The following is an 18,217-nucleotide window of genomic DNA, read 5'->3' as shown; positions in this document are numbered from 1 at the left end:
ACGACGCGGCATTGGCGACGTATTTTGATGGCAGGACGCCGCCACGGGTTAGTCCCTCCCCCTTGTGGGGAGGGGTTTTACCCTCTCCATCCGTCGAGCAAGACAACTTTCTCCACACCCGCAAACCGCGCGACCCGATCCAGCTCCGCTTCCAGCCTCTCGAGCCGTCCAGCCGACGGCTTCACGCCCGGTTCCAGCCAGAGCCGCTTGACATCGAGCGTCGATTTCTTCCGATCCGCCTTCATGTCGATGCGGCCAATCAGTTTATCGCCTTCGAGCAGCGGGAAGACGTAGTAGCCGTATTCGCGCTTCGGCTCGGGGACGAAAATCTCGATGCGATAGAAAAAGCCGAAGAGGCGTTCAGTGCGGTTGCGGTCGCGGATCATCGGGTCGAAGGGGCTGAGCACGCGGATGCGCGGCGGAGCGCCGGGGTAGCTGTCGAGTGTCGAGAGGAAATCGGCAAAAGCCCAGGAGGGGCGCGCCTTGCCTCCGAGTGCCGGTTCGATCATCACCTCGATCAGTTCGTCGCGACGGGCTGCGACCCAGACCTTGGCTTCGTCAGGCGAAACCAAGTTCCAGAAGGCGGCGATTTCACCGTGGGTCGCGAAACCGAGGCGGGTGAGAGCGCTGCGGCAAGCCCAATCGACGAATTCCTCGCGGCTCACCTCCGGCTCGCGGAATTCGTCCGGTATGACCCGCTCCGTGAGATCGTAGATCTTCTGGAAGTTCGAGCGGCCGGCGATGGCGATCTTGCCGGTGTGCCAGAAATATTCGAGCGCCGTCTTGTTCGGATGCCAATTCCACCAGCCGCCGGAGACGTGGCCGTCGGCCTTGACGTCGCGCGCCAGCATCGCGCCGTCGCGCTGCACCCGCTCATAGGTCTCCTCGAACGCCGCCTCGAAGCCCTCGCCGCGCCATTTGCGCCAGCGTTCGATGATCACCTTCTCCTGATGGCGGAACTTGTGTTTCCAATAGACGAAGAAGGCGCTCGGCAGGATGGACGCGTCATGCGTCCAGTGTTCGAACAACACCCCGTCCTTTTCGAGCAGCGTGGTCAGATGCTCGCGTCTGTAGGTCTGATTGCGGGAAAACAGGATCTGATGATGCGCCCGCTCCACCGTCTGGATGCTGTCCACCTGAACGAACCCGAGATCATGGATGAGCTGCAGCAGCCCGGCCTTGGTCAAGGCGCGGTTTGGTGGAGCGCTGAGCCCCTGCTTGGCAAGAAAGACACGGCGGGCGTCGGAATTGGAAAGCAGATTCGTCATGGCTACATCATAATCCGGAAAATCTTCCTAGCCACCCGATATCGACAGCGAGTTTTGCTCTTTCATCATGCTCGATTACCCGTATAGAAGCAGAATTATCTGGATGCGAGGCTTGGTTTGGATATTCGTTTCGAAGGCGCCGGGGTCAGTTTCGGAGCGCGGGTAGCGCTGGAACCGCTGACACTCGGCATCAGCGGCAAACGCATCGGCGTCATCGGGCTGAACGGCTCGGGCAAAACCACTTTCGCGCGCCTCATCAACGGGCTGACCAAGCCGTCGGTCGGTCGCGTCACAGTCAACGGCCGCGACATGGCCGACGAGAAGGCGGCGGCGCCCGATGTCGGCTTCATCTTCCAGTCGCCGCAGAACCAGATCATCCTGCCGATCGTCAGGGACGACATCGCCTTCGGACTAAAGCGGCGCGGCTTCACCAAGGCGGAGATCGAGGCGAAGGTCGATGGCGTGCTTGCCCGTTTCGGCGCGCAGGCGCTGGCCGATCGCCGGGCGCACGAGCTTTCCGGCGGCGAACTGCAGGTGGCGGCCCTCTGCTCGGTGCTTGCGACGGGGCCGAGCATTCTTATCCTTGACGAACCCACCAACCAGCTAGACCTCAAGAACCGGGCGCTGGTCGAGAAGATCATCACCGGGCTCGAGGAAAGCGCCATCGTCATCACGCACGATCTGGACCTGGTCGCCGATTTCGAGCGGGTGCTGCTGTTTCATGAAGGGCGGCTTGCCGCGGATGCGCCAGCAGCCGAAGCGATCGCCTGCTACAGGGAGATCGCCGCCTGATGCAGTCGCTCTATGTCGAAGGCAACAGTGCGATGCACCGGCTTTCGCCGCGGGTAAAGCTGCTGTCGCTCGCGATCTTCAGCATCGTGCTGTTCATCAGCAAGGACATCACCCTGCTTTCGGCCGCCGTGCTGCTGGCGGCGATCGTCTGCCGCACGGTCGGCATGCCCGTGGTGGAAGCGTTGAGACGACTGCGGCCGATCTTCCTGACGATCGTCATCGTGGCGCTCTTCAACCTCATCTTCAACCCCTGGCACGACGCACTGGTGACCCTGCTGCGGCTGACGGCACTGATGCTGCTGGCCGCCGCCGTGACGGCGACGACGACCATTGCGCAGTTCATCGACGAGGTGACGGCGCTTGCCCGCCCGCTGGAACGCACCGGCTGGGTGCAGGCCGACGATATCGGTCTCGCCATCGGGCTCGTCCTGCGCTTCGTGCCGGAAATTCTCGGCCGGTATCAGGCAATCCGCGAGGCACATGAGGCGCGCGGCCTGAAGGTCCGGCCGACAACGCTGCTTGCACCGCTGATCATCCTGACGCTCAGGGATGCGGATAATGTCGCAGCGGCGATTGACGCGCGCGGCATTCGGCGGCATGTGAGTTAACCATTAAAAATTACGGAGTTCATGATGAGCACCCGCGACCTCGTTCTTACCGCCCTCTTTGCCGCGATCATCGTGGCGCTCGGCCTGCTGCCGCCGATCACGCTTGGCTTCATCCCGGTGCCGATCACCGCCCAGTCACTCGGCGTGATGATGGCCGGCGTGGTCCTCGGCGCCCGGCGCGGCGCGATCGCTGTATTGATCGTGCTGCTGCTGGTCGCTTTCGGGTATCCGGTTCTCTCCGGCGGCCGCGGCGGGCTTGCCATCTTCGCCTCGCCATCGGCCGGCTTCCTCGTAGGCTGGATCTTCGGCGCCTTCGTCACCGGCTATCTGAGCGAACGGCTTGTCAATGAGCAGCAATCCGGCCTGGTGCAGACAGTAAGCTTCTTCCTCGCCGCCATGGTCGGCGGCATCGTCGTGCTTTACGCCTTCGGCATCACCTATCTGGCGACCGCCGGCGGCATGGGCTTCCCGAAAGCCTTCGTCGGCTCGATGGTCTATCTCCCCGGCGACGTGACCAAAGCTGTCGTCGCCGCTCTCCTCGGCCGCGCCGTCATGGTCGGCTACCCGCTGCTGCCGGCGCGCGCCTAATCCAAAAACCGATAAAGCCAGTCGCGCGTCTCCTCCGGCAGTGAGGCCGGCGACTGGTCTTCGCGGGCGCGGGCCTGCCAGATGATTTCCACCTCGGCGGCGCGCTCTTCCCCTGTCTCGATGGAAATCAGGAAGCCGATGGAACGCACGCCGATCTTGTCGACGGCGGCGGTGAAGGTGGCCGGTTCGTCAAAGTGCAGCGGTCGGTGGAGAAGGCAGGAGACTTTGCTGGCTATGTAGAGCGGTTCGTCCTTCACGTCGGGGCGTGACGACCAGAAGCTTGAAAGAGCGGACTCTGCATAAGAGATATAGGATGCCAGAAACATCTGGCCGTTCATATCGACATCGCGAAACGGCACGTGTATTTCCGCCACACCAGGGCGTTTCGACTTACTCATCAACAAAACTGCCTTACAATATTCCCCAAGCCCGACATTACTGCATAAATCTTCAAACCGGAAATGATTTAAGGACGAAATCATACAGTAGTTCAAAGCGTTACAGCATAGTTTACGCAGCTGTATGAAGATGAGGCGCTGCCATGATGCTGTTTTCGAGACAGATGTACCGAAGAAGGTTTCGCGATACCCCGAGCTGCGAAGGCGCGACAAGAGCGCTTGTTGAAATTGCCCGGCGATGCCCCATCTGCTGTGGAACATGACATAAGCGACCGATAGAGTGTCTCCATGAGCACCCGTCTTTATGAACATCCGATCTTCCTGGAACACGTGACGCCCGCCGGCCATCCGGAGCGGTCGGACAGGATCCGCGCCATCAACATGGCGCTAGAACACCCAAATTTCGAGCGGCTGGAGCGCAGGCAGGCTCCGCAGGCGAACGAGGATGCGGTGCTGCTTGCGCACCCCGAGGAACATCTGACCGCGGTCATGCGGGAGATTCCCGAGGAAGAGGGTGAGATCAACCAGCTCGAAGCCGACACCTATGCCAGTCAAAAGAGCCTGCAGGCGGCGCTGACCGGCATCGGCGGGGCGATGGCCGCGGTGGACGACGTCTTTACCGGTCGGGCCGATAATGTCTTTGTCGCCGCCCGCCCGCCGGGGCACCATGCCGAGAAGACGACGGCGATGGGCTTCTGCTTCTTCAACAATGCAGCGATCGCCGCCCGCCACGCGCAGAAGGCGCACGGCGCCGAGCGCGTCGCCATCGTCGACTGGGACGTGCACCACGGCAACGGCACGCAGGATATCTTCTGGGACGATGCCTCGGTGCTGTTCTGCTCGACGCATCAGATGCCGCTCTATCCCGGCAGCGGGGCCAAGGACGAGAAGGGCAAGCACAACACCATCGTCAATGCGCCGCTTTCGCCGAACGTTGGCAGCGACCATTTCCGCGAGGCGTTCAAGTCACGCGTGCTGCCCGCTGTCGCCGATTTCCGGCCGGATCTCATCATCATTTCGGCCGGCTTCGACGCGCATCACCGCGATCCCCTGGCGCAGATCAACCTGACGGGCGAGGACTTCGACTGGGCGACCGGACGCATCCTCGAACTGGCCGACAGATACGCGAAGAACCGGGTCGTAAGCCTGCTCGAAGGCGGTTATGATCTCGAAGGCCTCGCCGAATCGGCGGGCATGCATATTCTGAGAATGATGAAGGGTTGAGAATGACTGACAGCGCCAAGCCTGAGGTATCAGGCCTTTCCTTCGAAAAGGCGGTTGCCGAACTCGAAAGCATCGTCGCCCGGCTGGAACGCGGCGATGTGGCGCTTGATGAATCCATCGAGATCTATGAGCGCGGCGAAGCGCTCAAGAAACATTGCGAGACCCTGCTTTCGGCCGCTGAAAACCGCATCGAGAAGATCCGCCTCGACCGCGCCGGCAAGCCGCAGGGCGTCGAGCCGCTGGACGGCGCCTGAGGCGCAGCAAAACTCCCTTTGACAGCGCTTGGCGATCGGCTTCAGACCGCTCTATGATCCCCCTGCGAAAACAATGAGGGGACAATGGAATGACGGACAGGTTGAAGGGCAAGGTCGCCATCATCTCAGGCGGCGCGACCGGCATGGGTTGTGCCGCCTCGAAGCTTTTTGCTGCGGAAGGCGCGCGCGTTGCGATCATCGACCGCAATGGCCAGGCGGCTGATGAGACCGTCAAGGCGATCCGTGATGCCGGCGGTGAGGCCGATTGCTGGACGGCCGACGTTTCGGACGAAGCCGCCGTCAATGCCGCCGTTGCAGGTGTGGAAGAACGCTACGGCGCGGTCACGGTGCTTTTCAATCATGCCGGCACGATCGTCATCAAACCCTTCCTGGAAACGACGCTTCAGGAATGGGACTGGCTTCACGCCGTCAATGTGCGCTCGATGTTCCTGATGACGAAGGCCGTGCTGCCGAAGATGATTGCCGCGGGCGGCGGCTCGATCGTCTGCACCTCGTCCATCTCCGCGGTCGCCGCCACGCCGATGGAGGTGCTTTACGACACGACCAAGGGCGCGGTGCACATGTTTGCCCGCGCCATCGCCGTCGAATTCCGCGACCGCAACATACGCTGCAACGCCGTTTGCCCCGGCTTTATCCGCACGCCGCACGGTCTGCGCGAGGTCGCCGACCTGCAGGCGCTCGGCGTCGATGTTTCCGACGCCGCCATCGCCGCGCAGCAGGGGCGGATCGGCGAACCCGAAGATGTGGCGCGGGCCGCCCTTTATCTGGCAAGCGACGAATCGAACTTCGTCAACGGCGCCCACCTCTTCGTCGACAACGGCTTTACCGCGATCTGAGCCGGCGCTCTTTCGCAATGAACCGCAAGGCGCTATTTCTGATCGATGCGCCTGCTGCGTCATTCAAAATGCTACAGCGTCCTCTGCGCGTCTGAAAGACGCGCGGTGCGATAGCGACAGGAGATCCGTCATGTCCTTCTTTCCTGGTAAAGACCCCCTGCCCGGCGATGCCTTCGCCTGCGACGCGATCGAGAACCTGATCATCCCGCGCACCAGCGACATCGGCGGCTTCCAGGTGCGGCGCGCGCTCCCCAGCAGGCAGCGCCGGCTCGTCGGCCCGTTCATCTTCTTCGACCGCATGGGGCCGGCGATCCTGAAGCCGGACGAGGCGCTCGACGTGAAGCCGCATCCGCATATCGGGCTGTCGACGGTCACCTATCTCTTCGACGGCGAAATCCGCCATCGCGACAGCCTCGGCACCGAAAAAGTCATCCGCCCCGGAGACATCAACCTGATGACGGCGGGGCGCGGCATCGTGCATTCGGAGCGTACACCCGACAATCTTCGCGGTCATCCGCTGCTGATGTCGGGGCTGCAGACATGGCTGGCGCTACCCGACGACAAGGAGGAGATCGATCCCTCCTTCGCCCACACGGAAAAGACCGAAATGCCGCTGATCGAAACAACAGGCGTGCGCGGACGTGTCGTCATCGGCTCGTTCGAAGGCATGACGTCGCCCGTCCGTGTTTTTTCCGACACGCTCTATGTCGATCTTAACCTGCAGCCGGGCACCCGATTTCCCTTCGGCGCGGGCCACGAGGAGCGCGCCGTCTACGTGCTCTCCGGCGATGTCGTCATCTCGGGCGACCGGTTCGCCGCCGACCAGCTGCTGGTCTTCCGGCCGGGCGATGCGATCACGCTCGAAGCCGGCAGCGAGGGTTGCCACCTAATGCTCTTCGGCGGCGCGGCCCTGAATTCGAAGCGTTATATCTGGTGGAATTTCGTTTCTTCCTCGAGGGAACGGATCGAAAAAGCCAAGGAGGAGTGGCGTACCGGCCGCTTCGATATCGTTCCGGGCGACGAAGAGGAATTCGTGCCTTTGCCGGAAAGCTGAACCGCCCCGCGCTGACGAATTAGAGCAGGATATCCTTCGAAAACCGCTCACACTTTTCGTTATCATGCTCTAAGGTGAAAACCTTCGGTTCCTGAAATGCGCTTGTTTTGCCGTATTCTAATCGAATAAAGCGAGACAAGGAAAAGCAAGAAAGAGCGCCCGCCCGTGACACAACTGCCGAAGACCCCCCTGCTCGACCAGGTCAATTATCCCGCCGACCTGCGCAAGCTCGAGGATCGCGACCTGCCGCAGCTTGCACGCGAGGTCCGCGACGAAATGATTGATGCGGTGTCGCGCACCGGCGGTCATCTTGGCGCCGGTCTCGGCGTGGTCGAGCTGACGATCGCCATCCACAGCGTCTTCGACACGCCTGATGATCGGCTGATCTTCGACGTCGGCCATCAATGTTATCCGCACAAGATCCTGACCGGCCGGCGCGATCGCATCCGGACGCTGCGCCAGGAGGACGGGCTTTCCGGCTTCACCCGCCGGGCGGAGAGCGAATATGATCCCTTCGGGGCGGCACATTCTTCGACCTCGATCTCGGCCGGTCTCGGCATGGCGATCGCCGCCGACCTCGACAAGGCGGACCGCCGCGTCATCGCCGTCATCGGCGATGGCGCGATGTCGGCCGGCATGGCCTATGAGGCGCTGAACAATGCCGGCGCGCTCGACGCGCGGCTCATCGTCATTCTCAACGACAATGACATGTCGATCGCGCCGCCGACGGGCGCGATGAGTGCCTATCTCGCCCGCCTCGCCTCGGGTCGCACCTATATGGGCTTCCGCGACTTCGGCAAGAAGCTGACGGCCTATCTCGGCAAGAACATCGACCGGGCGATCACCCGCGCCGTCGAGCATGCGCGCGGTTACGTCACCGGTGGCACGATGTTCGAGGAGATGGGCTTCTATCATATCGGGCCGATCGACGGGCATTCCTTCGATCACCTGCTGCCGGTCTTACGCAACGTGCGCGACAATGCGCGTGGACCGGTGCTGATCCATGTCGTCACGCAGAAGGGCAAGGGCTATCCGCCGGCGGAAGCTGCGGCCGACAAATATCACGGCGTCAACAAGTTCGACGTCATCACCGGCGCCCAGGCACGGGTCAAGCCGAATGCGCCGAGCTATACCAGCGTCTTTGCCGAGGCACTGGTGCAGGAAGCGGCCCTCGACGACAAGATCGTCGGCATCACCGCGGCCATGCCGAACGGCACCGGCCTCGACAAGCTCGCCGAAGCCTTTCCGTCGCGCTGTTTCGACGTCGGCATCGCCGAGCAGCATGCCGTGACCTTCGCCGCCGGCCTTGCGGCGGAAGGCTACAAGCCATTTGCGGCGCTCTATTCCACCTTCCTGCAGCGCGCCTACGACCAGGTCGTGCACGACGTGGCGATCCAGGGCCTGCCGGTGCGTTTTCCGATCGACCGCGCCGGTTTCGTCGGCGCCGACGGGCCGACGCATGCCGGCTCTTTCGACACCGCTTTCCTTACCACCCTGCCCGGCTTCGTGGTCATGGCAGCGGCCGACGAGGCCGAACTCAAGCACATGGTGCGCACGGCGGTGGCCTATGACGCCGGACCGATCTCGTTCCGCTATCCGCGCGGCGAAGGTGTCGGCGTCGATATGCCGGCGCGTGGTGAAATCCTGCAGATCGGCAAGGGCCGGATCGTCAAGGAAGGCACCAAGGTGGCGCTGCTCTCCTTCGGGACACGTCTTGCCGACTGTCTGCTCGCCGCCGAGGATCTCGACGCTGCCGGGCTTTCGACGACGGTCGCCGATGCACGCTTCGCCAAGCCGCTCGACCACGATCTGATCCGCCAGCTCGCCCGCCACCACGAGATGGTGATCACCGTCGAAGAAGGCTCGATCGGCGGCTTTGGCAGCCAAGTGATGCACTTCCTCGCAACCGAAGGCCTGCTCGACAACGGGCTGAAGGTACGCTCGCTCGTGATGCCCGATATCTGGATGGAGCAGGCCAAGCCCGAGGCGATGAATGCCCATGCCGGGCTCGATCGCGCCGGGATCGTCTCGACGGTGTTCCGGGCGCTTGGGCGCGGTGTTGCGGTTGGGGTTGCGGGATAACGCAATTGACGGGCGTGCCGTAAGTGCCCCCCATCCGCCTGTCGGCACCTCTCCCCCTAAACGGGGAGAGGGTTAGGGTGAGAGGCAGTTCTTGCCCCCGAGTGCGCCGTTTCGCCCAATAAAAAAGGGCGACGCATCGCTGCCCCGCCCTTCCATTTAACGTCCCTTTCCCTAAACAGACGCGCCGTCAGAACTCTGTCCAGTCTTCCTGGACCGCAGCCGCAGCACTTGCCTGCCTGCCGCCGAAGGCCTTGGCGACGGTGCGGGTCAGTGCGCGGGCCGGAGAGGCGACCGGGCGGGCGTTCGTGCCGGCGACGGCTGCGCGGGTTGCTGAGGCGATCTGGCCGAGCTTGAACTGATGCAGCAACTCGTCGAGAGCGTTTGCCTCCTGGGCGAGCGCATGGCTTGCCGCGGTCTGCTCCTCGACCATCGCAGCGTTCTGCTGCGTGCCCTGGTCCATGTTGTTGACGGCGGTGTTGATCTCCTGCAGCCCGATTGATTGTTCGCGCGAAGCGGTGACGATCGCGCCGACATGGCGGTTGATCTCCTGCACCTCGGCGACGATCGCTTCCAGCGCCTTGCCGGTCTCGCCGACGAGGGAGACGCCGGCAATGACCTGCTCGCCCGATGTGGTGATCAGCGCCTTGATTTCCTTGGCGGCATTGGCCGAGCGCTGGGCGAGCTCGCGCACTTCCTGGGCGACGACGGCAAAACCCTTGCCGGCATCACCGGCGCGGGCCGCTTCCACGCCCGCGTTGAGAGCAAGCAGGTTGGTCTGGAAGGCAATGTCGTCGATGACGCCGATGATGTTGGAGATTTCGCCCGAGGATTTCTCGATCTGCTGCATGGCGGAGACAGCCTTGCGGACGACATCGCCTGATTTTTCAGCGCCAAGGCGGGTGCGCTCGACAAGATTGCCGACATCCTCGGCGCGTTTGGCGCTGTCGCGGACGGTCGTCGTCACTTGCTCAAGTGCTGCGGCGGTTTGCTCGACGGCGGCAGCCTGCTGCTCCGTGCGGTGGGCAAGATCGTCAGCCGCCGAGCGGATCTCGCCGGCGCCCGCATTGATCGCGGAGGCATTGCGGCCGACCGACTGCAGAGCTGCCTGCAGCTTTTCGACGGCGTTGTTGAAGTCGTTGCGCAGGCTGTCATATTGCGGCGCGAACGGCGTCTGGATACGCGCGGCGACATCGCCGACGGCAAGGCCGGCAAGGCCGCCCGCCAGAGCGTCGATGGCATAGCGGATCTCGCCTTCCTCGCGCGCCTTCTGTTCGTCGCTTGCCTGGCGCTGGCGCTCGGCTTCGTCACGCATGCGGTCGGTCTCGCCGGAAAGCCGCAGTTTTTCGATCGCCGCCTGCTTGAAGACCAGAACCGACTGGGCCATGCGGCCGACTTCGTCACCGCGATCGGTGGCGGGAACTTCGATATCGTTCTGACCGCCGGCAAGGCGATCCATGGCGGTCGTCATGCCGACGATCGGGCCGACGATGGTGCGCGACATGAGCCAGGCGAGCACGGCGGCGGCAAACGAGGCGATGATGCCGCCGGCAAGCAGTGTCGTCTTCAGGTCACTATTGGCATCGGCCTGAACCGTGGCAAGCGCATCCGACTTTTCGCGTGCGGTCGCCTTGATCTTGGCGGAGGCCTGGCGGAAGCCGTCGAGCTGGCCCTTGGCGGCGTTGACGCCGATCTTGACGACCTCCTCGATTGGCGTGTCGGTCTCCTTGCGGGCCTTGGCCTGCGGCTCGGCGAGCTCATGGAAGTAGAGGTCGGCGGCCTTCTGCATGCCGTCGATCATCTCGACCAACTGGGGCTCGGCGGCAGCCGTCTGCTTGGCGGCGGCGATCGCCTTCAGCATGCGCTCGCGATTGGCGAAGATATCGGCGTAGGTGCTGTCGCTGCGGAACAGGATGAAGCCGCGCAGATTGACGGCCTGCTCGAGCATCGCCTGCAGCGCGTCGTCGATCTGGTTGACGAGCAGCTCGGACTTTTCCTGCTCGGCAGAAGCGGCTGCGGATGCCGTCGCCTTGGAATAGACGAAGACGGAAACGGACATGAAGATGAGGATGAGAGCTGCGAACGTGGCCGCAAGCTTACCGTTCAAGGATATGTTTTTAGTGGACATCGATGAATTTCTCCTGACGACAGTCTACACGGCGAGAGGCAGGTCGCGCGAAACGCGCAACCGCAGGGACGTCTGAATTGGGAACATGATTGGCGGAAAACGCCTGCGCCTTCATGGCGTGAAGCAGTTTGCACGAACCGCTGCAATCGAGCCGAACCTATGCGGGCAGGCTTTAAATTTGTTTAATTGTGCGGCGCAGCAGCGCCGAGGCCAAGAATTATTGCGCTTCCGGAGGGCTGAGGATCAGGATGTCAAGGTCCTTCTCGGGATCGAAATCCTCCGCCGTCATCCGGAAGGCGGTCGGACCGATCTTCTGAACGTTATTGCCGCAGAAGCTGATCAGATTGCCGGACTTGCCCTTGTCGATCGTCAGCTGGAAGCGCCTGATCGGTCCCGCCCAGTTGGCGCCGGTCGACAGAACATAAGAGATCCAGCTTTCCGTATAGTTCGCGCCTCCGGCCTCCGCTTCCCGGGCGCGCTGCTGGGCGACCCTGGTAAAATCACCATCCAGGCAATATTTGCGGGAATATTCCTCGAAACGCTCACCTTTCGGCTCACCGTCTTCGAGGAAGCTGATCGCCACGGTACCGCCGACGGCCGGCTTGTAACGATGCTCAACGTTGACCTTCTTCTTCGCCGGAAAGGTGGTGCGCCACCAATAGGTCGAGCGCAGCGTCCAGAGCGGCACGAGAGTAATTTTCTCGGCACCGTTGCTATCGCCCTCCGCCATGGGATAGACGAGGCCACGCACAATCCAGTCCTTCCGGACGGTTTCGGGAAGCTTTGCGAGCGCCTCGGTCGTCTTCTGGCTGAAAGGCAGGACGGGAATGCCATATTTGGCGAATTCGTCGGTCACATCGATGCCGAGCGAGACGACGCGCTGCTGTAGCTTGGCGGTGATTGGGCTGCCGTCCTGCACGGTGGAGAAATGCAGGAAATTATCGCTGTCATAATCGGAGATGGCGGAATTGTTGTCCACCTGACCCGTGATGTCAGGCATTGGGAAAGCAACCAGGCTTTCGACATCCTTGTCGGAGGTGTTCTCGAACACGTAGTCGACGCGCACTTCCGACGCGGAAATGAAAAGATCCTCCTCCGCCATGCTGACATCGTCGGACTGGGCGAAGATCAGCCCGCCGGTCTTGACCTCGGCCATCGTATCGTTCGCGAGCGCGGGCGATGCGATCCCCGCCGCGACAAGAAGAGTGAAGAGCTTCAGCATAAAACACCCCGTGCCTGCGGCCCGCCCCGCATTTCGCCGCGGCAGGATTATCGCCTAAAGCTTTTGAGGGTCAATGACGGTTTCCGGAACAAAATACTTGCAACCGGCGGCTTTGCCGGTCATTCACAGCCGATGTCCGATCAAAACAGCCAACGCCTCGACCAGCTTCTCGTCACCCTCGGCCTCTTCGCCAGCCGCTCGCGGGCCCGCGACGCCGTGCAACGCGGCACCGTGAAGATCGGCGGCCAGGTGGTGACCAAGGCCGGCGCGCTCTTCGGCGAGGACGCCGTCATCGAGATCGACGATCCGGCGCAGGACTATGTTTCCCGCGCCGCACTCAAGCTGACCGCCGCTCTCGACCACTTCCGGCTCGATCCCGCAGGGCATCACTGTCTCGACATCGGTGCTTCCACAGGCGGCTTCACCGAGGTGCTGCTGCAACGGGGTGCCGCGCATGTCACCGCGATCGATGTCGGCCATGGGCAGATGCATCCGCGTATCGCGACCGACCCACGCGTAACGAACAAAGAAGGCCTCAACGCCCGCAACCTGACGGCAGATGATATCGGCCATCCCGCCACCTTCATCGTGTCCGACGTCTCCTTCATCTCGCTGAAGCTTGCGCTTGCGCCGGCCCTCGAGATCGCCGGGCCGGGCGCCGTCGCCGTGCTCCTGGTCAAGCCGCAGTTCGAGGCGGGGCGCGAGGCGATCGGCAAGGGCGGGCTGCTGAAGGACCCGTCGTCTGCTCCCACTGTTGCTGCGGAGCTGGAACGCTGGTTCGTCGAGGACATGGGCTGGAAAAGCCTCGGCCTCATTCCCTCCCCGATTTCCGGCGGCGACGGCAATCAGGAATTCCTCCTGGCAGGATTGAAACCATGAGCACCGAAACCGTCACGATCGAGAAGCTCGGCGCCCAGGGCGACGGCATCACCAGCAGCGCCGGTGGACCGGTCTATGTACCCTTTTCCCTGCCCGGGGAAACCGTGGCGATCGCCCGGGTCAAAAGCCAGGGCACGATCATGTCGATCACGACATCCTCGCCCGACCGGCAGGAGCCGGCCTGCCGGCATTTCGGCCCCGACGGCCTGAACGGCACCTGCGGCGGCTGCACGCTGCAGCATCTGGCGGATAGTCCCTACCGCGCCTTCAAGCGCCAGCTGGTCATCGATGCGCTGAAATCCAAAGGGCTGACGCCAGAGGTCGCTGAAATCGTTCCGGCCCGGCCGGGCGAACGGCGACGTGCGGTTTTTGCGGCGCGCAAGACCGAGAAGGACATGCTGATCGGGTTCAACCAGGCCGAAAGCCATCATATCGTCGCGATCGAGGAATGCCCGATCTCCGCGGCAGGCATCATTGCCCGGCTGCCGGCGATCAAGGCGATCGCCGCTTCGCTGGCGACCAGTGCCGAACCCTTCCGCGTCACCGTGCTCGAAACGCTCTCCGGCCTCGATGTCGCCGTCGACGACGTGAAGAAATTATCGGACCCGCAACGGCGCAAGGCGGTCGAAACCGTGCTCAACCTGCGCGGCATCGCCCGTGTCACTCTTAATGGCGAAATCCTCATCGAACCGTCCAAGCCGCTCATCGATTTCGGCGGCGTCCAGGTGTCGCCGCCGCCGGGTGGCTTTGCCCAGGCGACCAAACCGGCGGAAGAAGCGATGGCGGAACTGGTGCTTGCCCATACCGGCAAGGCCAAGCGGATTGCCGATCTCTTTGCCGGCGCCGGCACGTTTTCATTGCGGCTGGCGCGGATCGGCCGCGTGCACGCCGTCGAAGCCGAAGCGAAGGCGCTCGCGGCGCTCGATCTCGCCGCGCGCAACACACCCGGACTGAAGCCTGTCACCGTCGAGAAGCGCGACCTTTTCCGTCGCCCTTTGATGACGCAGGAGTTCAAACCCTATGACGCCGTCGTCTTCGATCCGCCCCGCGCCGGCGCCGAATTCCAATGCAAGGAGCTTGCCCGATCGGCGGTGAAGAGGATCGTAGCCGTCAGCTGCAATCCGCTGACGCTGGCGCGCGATCTCGCAATCCTCGTCGAAGGCGGCTACCGGATCACCGGAGTGACGCCGATCGACCAGTTCCTCTGGACATCGCATGTCGAGGTGGTGGCGACGCTGGAGAAGTAGGCTTCTCCATCAGTTCACCGCTTCGCTTTCGAGGAAGACGCCGAGCTGATCCAGCTGGCCGGCAATGCCCGACTGGCGGTATTCCACCTTGTCGCCGCCATCGAGGATGGTGATCTGTTCAGTGACAACGACATGGGTGCCGCTCTTCATCGGCGCGATGGTGACCGTCGTCAGTGACGAGGATATGCGCCGGCCGTTGTGCGACATCGTATAGGTATAGACGATGCCGCGATCCTCGACGATGTCCTCATAGCGGGCATCGGCAACATATTCGTCGCCCCTGCCGAACTGGAAGCGGCTGACATCGCGGCCACCGACGTGGAAATCATTCTCGATATAGGTGGTGGAGAAATTCTCGCCTGGCGAAATCCACTGCAGGCGCGCCTTCGGATCGGACCAGGCGGAAAAGACCCGCTTGGCGGAGGCTTCATAGGTGCGCTCGACGGAGAAGGTGGAATGGAGGGTGCTGCGGTCTTCCTCCATGTTCTTACTTCCTTGTCTCTGGTTCTCTTTCAGTTTCCGGCCCGTCCGGATTGGCTTTCAGGTAGTCGCCCAGCCTGTCGAGGCTTTGCTCCCAATGAGTCCGGCGATCGTTGATCCAAGCCTCGGCTGAGCGGAGGACCGCCGGTTCGATATGGCATGTCCGCACGCGCCCGATCTTTTCGGAGCGCACGAGGCCGCTCGCTTCCAGCATCTGCAAATGCTGGAGCACCGAGGGCAGCGCCATCTTAAGCGGCTCGGCCAGCTCCTTGACGGAGGCCGGCCCGCTGCAGAGGCGGTCTACCATGCTGCGCCGGGCCGGATCGGCCAGCGCCTGGAACATCAGATCGAGTGGTTTTGATTGGTTAGGCATATACCTAACTATAGAAGCGCAGCGACAAGAGTCACGAGATAGTTAGGTCAACACCTAAGCTTCCGGCGCCACGGAAAATCAGCCTGTTTGAGGGCCTCAGCGGCGCATGAAGGCCTCGAAAGCCGCCCGGGCCTCGGCACTTTTCAGCCGCGCCGAGAAATAACGAGCCTCCTCGTCGATGCGGGCGATGATCTCGCCACGGTCGCCACGAATGAGATCGCGGGCGATGCGCATCGCCTCCGGTGGCTTGGCTGCGAGCTTTGCAGCAAGACCAAGTGTCAGGGCATCGACCTCGCCTGACTCGACAACCTTCCAGACTAGACCGGCTTCCCTCGCCTCCTCGGCCGAAAAACCTTCGCCGGCGGCAAGCATGGCGAAAGCGCGCTGATGGCCCATCAGGCGCGGCGCGACGAGGCTGGAACCTGCCTCCGGCACCAGCGCCAGATCGACGAAGGGCGTGCGGAACTGGCTGCGGCTCGATGCGATGGTCAGGTCGCAATGAAGATGGATTGTCGTGCCGATGCCGATCGCAAGGCCGTCGACACCGGAGACGACGGGTTTTTCGGCATTCACCAGAGCATAGAGGAAATCAAGGATTTCCTGCTCCAGGCCGCGACCGCCCATTGCGGCAGCGAGAAAATCATTCAGGTCGTTGCCGGCCGAGAAGCAACCCTCAGTGCCGAGGAAGGCGGTGGCGCGGATGCCGGGATCAGCATTGGCCGCGTTCAGCGTATCGGCCATTTTGCGATACATGGCGCGGGTGATGGCATTCTTCTTTTCCGGCCGGTTGAAGCGGATGAGCTGGACGCCGGGATAGGCAGAAGGTTGCTCGACGACGATATGATCGGTCATTGGGGGCTCCTCAGGCAAGCAGGATGCGGGCGGCGGCGAGGCTTGCCGCGCCATTGACGACCCGGTCGCAAAGGGCTGCGGTCTCGGCGAGCAGGTTTTCGGCTGCAAAGCGGCAGAGCACGACGCGGCCCTCGCCTGCTCCATCGCTGCTCTCGGCGAGCGCGCCCTTGGCGAGATAAGAGCCGGCGAGCACGAGCCCGAACAAGCGTTGATAGGGCGTTGCACCCGAGAGCGCCTCGGCGGCCTTGCCATCGGCAAGCATTTTCAAGAGCCAGGCGGTCGCCTCGTCGAGGTCGGCGATAGCGGCGTCGAGCCTGGCGGCGGTTTCACCGAAACCATGCAGATTGGAGTTGCGGACAGCGCCGGCGATCTCTCGGAGTTCGGCGATGAAGCCCTTCACCTGATCGCCGCCGGAGAGCTGCAGCTTGCGGGTGACGAGGTCGATCGCCTGGATGCCGTTGGTGCCCTCGTATATCGGCGCGATGCGGGCATCGCGAAGATAACGCGCGGCACCAGTCTCCTCGATGAAGCCCATGCCGCCATGGACCTGAATGCCGAGGGAGGCGACCTCGACGCCGGCATCGGTCGAGAAGGACTTGGCGATCGGCGTCAGCAAAGCGGCGCGCTCCTGCCAGTGCCGGCGATCGTCGCTTGCCCGGTGGGACATGTCGATCGCGTGGGCGCAGGCATAGGAGATGGCGCGCGCCCCTTGCGTCAAGGCTTTCATGGTCAGCAGCATACGGGCGACATCGGGATGTTCGACGATCGGGCTCATGCCGGCGCCGCTCCAGCCGGGCGCCCTGCCCTGCGTGCGTTCCCTGGCATAGGCGAGAGCCTTCTGCGTGGCGGCTTCGCAGATCGCGACACCCTGCATGCCGACAGCAAGGCGGGCGTTGTTCATCATCGTGAACATGCAGGCGAGCCCCTTATTCTCCTCGCCGACCAGCCAGCCCACAGCACCTTTTTCATCACCGAACTTGCCGTCGCCATAGATCATCGTGCAGGTCGGCGAACCGTGGATGCCGAGCTTGTGCTCCAGCGAGTGGCAGAAGAGATCGTTGCGGGGACCGAGGGAACCGTCGTCGTTCACCAGGAATTTCGGCACCAGAAAAAGCGAGATGCCGCGTGTGCCGGCCGGCGCATCCGGCAGGCGGGCAAGCGCCAGATGGATGATGTTCTCGGCCGCATCATGTTCGCCCCAGGTGATGAAGATCTTCTGGCCGAAGAGACGGTAGCTGCCGTCGTCGCGGCGCTCGGCGCGGGTCTTCAAGACGCCGAGATCGGAACCGGCATGCGGTTCCGTCAGGTTCATGGTGCCGGTCCATTCGCCTGACACCATCTTCTCCAGATATTTGTCTTTCAGCACGGCGCTGCCATGGGCGCTGACGGCCTCGATCGCACCCATCGTCAACGTCGGGGCGAGCGCGAAGGCCATGGAGCCGGAATTCCACATTTCGAGGGCTGCGACGTTCAGCATATGCGGCAAGGCCTGGCCGCCGAACGCTTCCGGCGCCGTGAGGCCGTTCCAGCCGCCGGCGATCCAATTGCGATAGAGATCACGCCAGCCGTCCGGCAGCCTGACCTCGCCATCGGCCAGACGGGCACCCTGGCGATCGCCGATTTCGGCGAGAGGGGCCACTTCCTCTGTGGCAAAACGTCCCGCCTCGGCGAGAATGGCGTCGACCAGATCTTCGCCGAGATCGCCGAGCAGTCCTTTTGAAAGCGCCTCGCCCATGCCGGCTACGTGCTTCAACGTAAACGCGATTTCCTCGACGGGCGCTTTATACATGGTATTTTTCCTCCTGAGATCGCCTGCGCAAGGCAAACCCTCCGGGTTCAGAGCTAATTGATTTTTACGTAAACGTCAATTTCGATTTCCGCAACCGCTGTGCGATAATTCGCCCGCCATGGCGC

General features: G+C 62.8%; 18 protein-coding genes. 10 read left to right on the top strand and 8 right to left on the bottom strand.

The features are described from left to right. Window positions 1–77: 77 nt before the first annotated feature. A complete protein-coding gene (locus EFD55_RS07455; protein ID WP_125843965.1) occupies window positions 78–1,268 on the bottom strand; it encodes a winged helix-turn-helix domain-containing protein in 1,191 nt (396 codons plus the stop codon). 117 nt (window positions 1,269–1,385) lie between these two features. Here EFD55_RS07455 and EFD55_RS07450 point away from each other — a divergent pair, with 117 nt between their 5' ends. From EFD55_RS07450 to EFD55_RS07440, 3 genes are read left to right on the top strand one after another with little or no spacing between them, the layout of a single operon-like run. Beyond that, window positions 1,386–2,060: an energy-coupling factor ABC transporter ATP-binding protein gene (locus EFD55_RS07450; RefSeq protein WP_125843964.1), complete on the top strand. Its 675-nt coding sequence runs from the start codon at window positions 1,386–1,388 to the stop codon at window positions 2,058–2,060. Beyond that, a complete protein-coding gene (locus EFD55_RS07445; RefSeq protein ID WP_125843963.1) occupies window positions 2,060–2,668 on the top strand; it encodes an energy-coupling factor transporter transmembrane component T family protein in 609 nt (202 codons plus the stop codon). Before EFD55_RS07450 ends, EFD55_RS07445 begins: the two co-directional genes overlap by 1 nt. A 24-nt stretch (window positions 2,669–2,692) precedes the next feature. Then, entirely contained in the window at window positions 2,693–3,256 is a 564-nt protein-coding gene (locus EFD55_RS07440) for a biotin transporter BioY (RefSeq protein WP_125843962.1), read from the top strand. Here EFD55_RS07440 and EFD55_RS07435 read toward each other — a convergent pair. After that, window positions 3,253–3,654: an acyl-CoA thioesterase gene (locus EFD55_RS07435; RefSeq protein ID WP_125844107.1), complete on the bottom strand. Its 402-nt coding sequence runs from the start codon at window positions 3,652–3,654 to the stop codon at window positions 3,253–3,255. The two genes, EFD55_RS07440 and EFD55_RS07435, sit on opposite strands and share 4 nt — an antisense overlap. Window positions 3,655–3,942: 288 nt before the next feature. Between EFD55_RS07435 and EFD55_RS07430 the strand changes: the two genes are divergently transcribed. The 5 genes from EFD55_RS07430 (at window position 3,943) to dxs (ending at window position 9,125) form a co-directional block, all read left to right on the top strand. Beyond that, complete coding sequence (locus EFD55_RS07430; protein ID WP_125843961.1) at window positions 3,943–4,878, top strand: histone deacetylase family protein; 936 nt, start codon at window positions 3,943–3,945, stop codon at window positions 4,876–4,878. 2 nt (window positions 4,879–4,880) lie between these two features. Further along, a complete protein-coding gene (locus EFD55_RS07425) occupies window positions 4,881–5,132 on the top strand; it encodes an exodeoxyribonuclease VII small subunit (RefSeq protein ID WP_003545921.1) in 252 nt (83 codons plus the stop codon). Window positions 5,133–5,221: 89 nt separating this feature from the next. After that, on the top strand, window positions 5,222–5,989 hold the full coding sequence (locus tag EFD55_RS07420) for an SDR family NAD(P)-dependent oxidoreductase (protein ID WP_125843960.1): 768 nt from the start codon (window positions 5,222–5,224) through the stop codon (window positions 5,987–5,989). Between the two features lie 130 nt (window positions 5,990–6,119). Beyond that, the gene (locus tag EFD55_RS07415) at window positions 6,120–7,043 is read left to right on the top strand and encodes a pirin family protein (RefSeq protein WP_125843959.1); all 924 of its coding nucleotides are present in this window, start codon (window positions 6,120–6,122) and stop codon (window positions 7,041–7,043) included. Between the two features lie 165 nt (window positions 7,044–7,208). After that, window positions 7,209–9,125 carry a 1-deoxy-D-xylulose-5-phosphate synthase gene (gene dxs / locus EFD55_RS07410; protein ID WP_125843958.1) on the top strand — a complete coding sequence of 639 codons (1,917 nt, stop codon included), beginning with the start codon at window positions 7,209–7,211 and terminating at the stop codon, window positions 9,123–9,125. Between the two features lie 187 nt (window positions 9,126–9,312). Here dxs and EFD55_RS07405 read toward each other — a convergent pair whose 3' ends face one another. Both EFD55_RS07405 and EFD55_RS07400 read right to left on the bottom strand, forming a co-directional pair. After that, entirely contained in the window at window positions 9,313–11,250 is a 1,938-nt protein-coding gene (locus EFD55_RS07405) for a methyl-accepting chemotaxis protein (RefSeq protein ID WP_125843957.1), read from the bottom strand. Between the two features lie 217 nt (window positions 11,251–11,467). Next, complete coding sequence (locus EFD55_RS07400; RefSeq protein ID WP_125843956.1) at window positions 11,468–12,472, bottom strand: DUF4424 domain-containing protein; 1,005 nt, start codon at window positions 12,470–12,472, stop codon at window positions 11,468–11,470. 132 nt (window positions 12,473–12,604) lie between these two features. Between EFD55_RS07400 and EFD55_RS07395 the strand changes: the two genes are divergently transcribed. Both EFD55_RS07395 and EFD55_RS07390 read left to right on the top strand, forming a co-directional pair. Next, the gene (locus EFD55_RS07395; protein ID WP_125843955.1) at window positions 12,605–13,351 is read left to right on the top strand and encodes a TlyA family RNA methyltransferase; all 747 of its coding nucleotides are present in this window, start codon (window positions 12,605–12,607) and stop codon (window positions 13,349–13,351) included. Beyond that, window positions 13,348–14,598: a class I SAM-dependent RNA methyltransferase gene (locus tag EFD55_RS07390; protein ID WP_125843954.1), complete on the top strand. Its 1,251-nt coding sequence runs from the start codon at window positions 13,348–13,350 to the stop codon at window positions 14,596–14,598. Before EFD55_RS07395 ends, EFD55_RS07390 begins: the two co-directional genes overlap by 4 nt. A gap of 9 nt (window positions 14,599–14,607) precedes the next feature. Here EFD55_RS07390 and EFD55_RS07385 read toward each other — a convergent pair whose 3' ends face one another. The 4 genes from EFD55_RS07385 to EFD55_RS07370 all read right to left on the bottom strand — a co-directional run bounded on the left by EFD55_RS07385 (window position 14,608) and on the right by EFD55_RS07370 (window position 18,092). Next, a complete protein-coding gene (locus tag EFD55_RS07385) occupies window positions 14,608–15,081 on the bottom strand; it encodes an SRPBCC family protein (RefSeq protein ID WP_125843953.1) in 474 nt (157 codons plus the stop codon). A gap of 4 nt (window positions 15,082–15,085) precedes the next feature. Then, entirely contained in the window at window positions 15,086–15,421 is a 336-nt protein-coding gene (locus EFD55_RS07380) for an ArsR/SmtB family transcription factor (protein WP_245438416.1), read from the bottom strand. Window positions 15,422–15,547: 126 nt separating this feature from the next. Continuing rightward, the gene (locus tag EFD55_RS07375) at window positions 15,548–16,303 is read right to left on the bottom strand and encodes a crotonase/enoyl-CoA hydratase family protein (protein ID WP_125843951.1); all 756 of its coding nucleotides are present in this window, start codon (window positions 16,301–16,303) and stop codon (window positions 15,548–15,550) included. 10 nt (window positions 16,304–16,313) lie between these two features. Next, window positions 16,314–18,092, bottom strand: a complete 1,779-nt coding sequence (locus EFD55_RS07370) for an acyl-CoA dehydrogenase family protein (protein WP_125843950.1) — start codon at window positions 18,090–18,092, stop codon at window positions 16,314–16,316. Between the last annotated feature and the right edge of the window lie 125 nt (window positions 18,093–18,217).

The organism is Rhizobium pisi, assembly GCF_003938655.1.
Classification (GTDB): domain Bacteria; phylum Pseudomonadota; class Alphaproteobacteria; order Rhizobiales; family Rhizobiaceae; genus Rhizobium; species Rhizobium pisi.
Note: the sequence above shows the minus strand (reverse complement) of the source record. Positions and strands in the feature narration are given on the sequence as shown.

Bases quoted from the DNA above. Each gene is read 5' to 3' on its own strand.
- EFD55_RS07455 (WP_125843965.1), bottom strand. From the start codon at position 1,268: ATGACGAATCTGCTTTCCAATTCCGACGCCCGCCGTGTCTTTCTTGCC.
- EFD55_RS07445 (WP_125843963.1), top strand. From the start codon at position 2,060: ATGCAGTCGCTCTATGTCGAAGGCAACAGTGCGATGCACCGGCTTTCG.
- EFD55_RS07440 (WP_125843962.1), top strand. From the start codon at position 2,693: ATGAGCACCCGCGACCTCGTTCTTACCGCCCTCTTTGCCGCGATCATC.
- EFD55_RS07435 (WP_125844107.1), bottom strand. From the start codon at position 3,654: ATGAGTAAGTCGAAACGCCCTGGTGTGGCGGAAATACACGTGCCGTTT.
- EFD55_RS07430 (WP_125843961.1), top strand. From the start codon at position 3,943: ATGAGCACCCGTCTTTATGAACATCCGATCTTCCTGGAACACGTGACG.
- EFD55_RS07425 (WP_003545921.1), top strand. From the start codon at position 4,881: ATGACTGACAGCGCCAAGCCTGAGGTATCAGGCCTTTCCTTCGAAAAG.
- EFD55_RS07420 (WP_125843960.1), top strand. From the start codon at position 5,222: ATGACGGACAGGTTGAAGGGCAAGGTCGCCATCATCTCAGGCGGCGCG.
- EFD55_RS07415 (WP_125843959.1), top strand. From the start codon at position 6,120: ATGTCCTTCTTTCCTGGTAAAGACCCCCTGCCCGGCGATGCCTTCGCC.
- EFD55_RS07405 (WP_125843957.1), bottom strand. From the start codon at position 11,250: ATGTCCACTAAAAACATATCCTTGAACGGTAAGCTTGCGGCCACGTTC.
- EFD55_RS07400 (WP_125843956.1), bottom strand. From the start codon at position 12,472: ATGCTGAAGCTCTTCACTCTTCTTGTCGCGGCGGGGATCGCATCGCCC.
- EFD55_RS07395 (WP_125843955.1), top strand. From the start codon at position 12,605: ATGTCCGATCAAAACAGCCAACGCCTCGACCAGCTTCTCGTCACCCTC.
- EFD55_RS07390 (WP_125843954.1), top strand. From the start codon at position 13,348: ATGAGCACCGAAACCGTCACGATCGAGAAGCTCGGCGCCCAGGGCGAC.
- EFD55_RS07385 (WP_125843953.1), bottom strand. From the start codon at position 15,081: ATGGAGGAAGACCGCAGCACCCTCCATTCCACCTTCTCCGTCGAGCGC.
- EFD55_RS07380 (WP_245438416.1), bottom strand. From the start codon at position 15,421: ATGTTCCAGGCGCTGGCCGATCCGGCCCGGCGCAGCATGGTAGACCGC.
- EFD55_RS07375 (WP_125843951.1), bottom strand. From the start codon at position 16,303: ATGACCGATCATATCGTCGTCGAGCAACCTTCTGCCTATCCCGGCGTC.
- EFD55_RS07370 (WP_125843950.1), bottom strand. From the start codon at position 18,092: ATGTATAAAGCGCCCGTCGAGGAAATCGCGTTTACGTTGAAGCACGTA.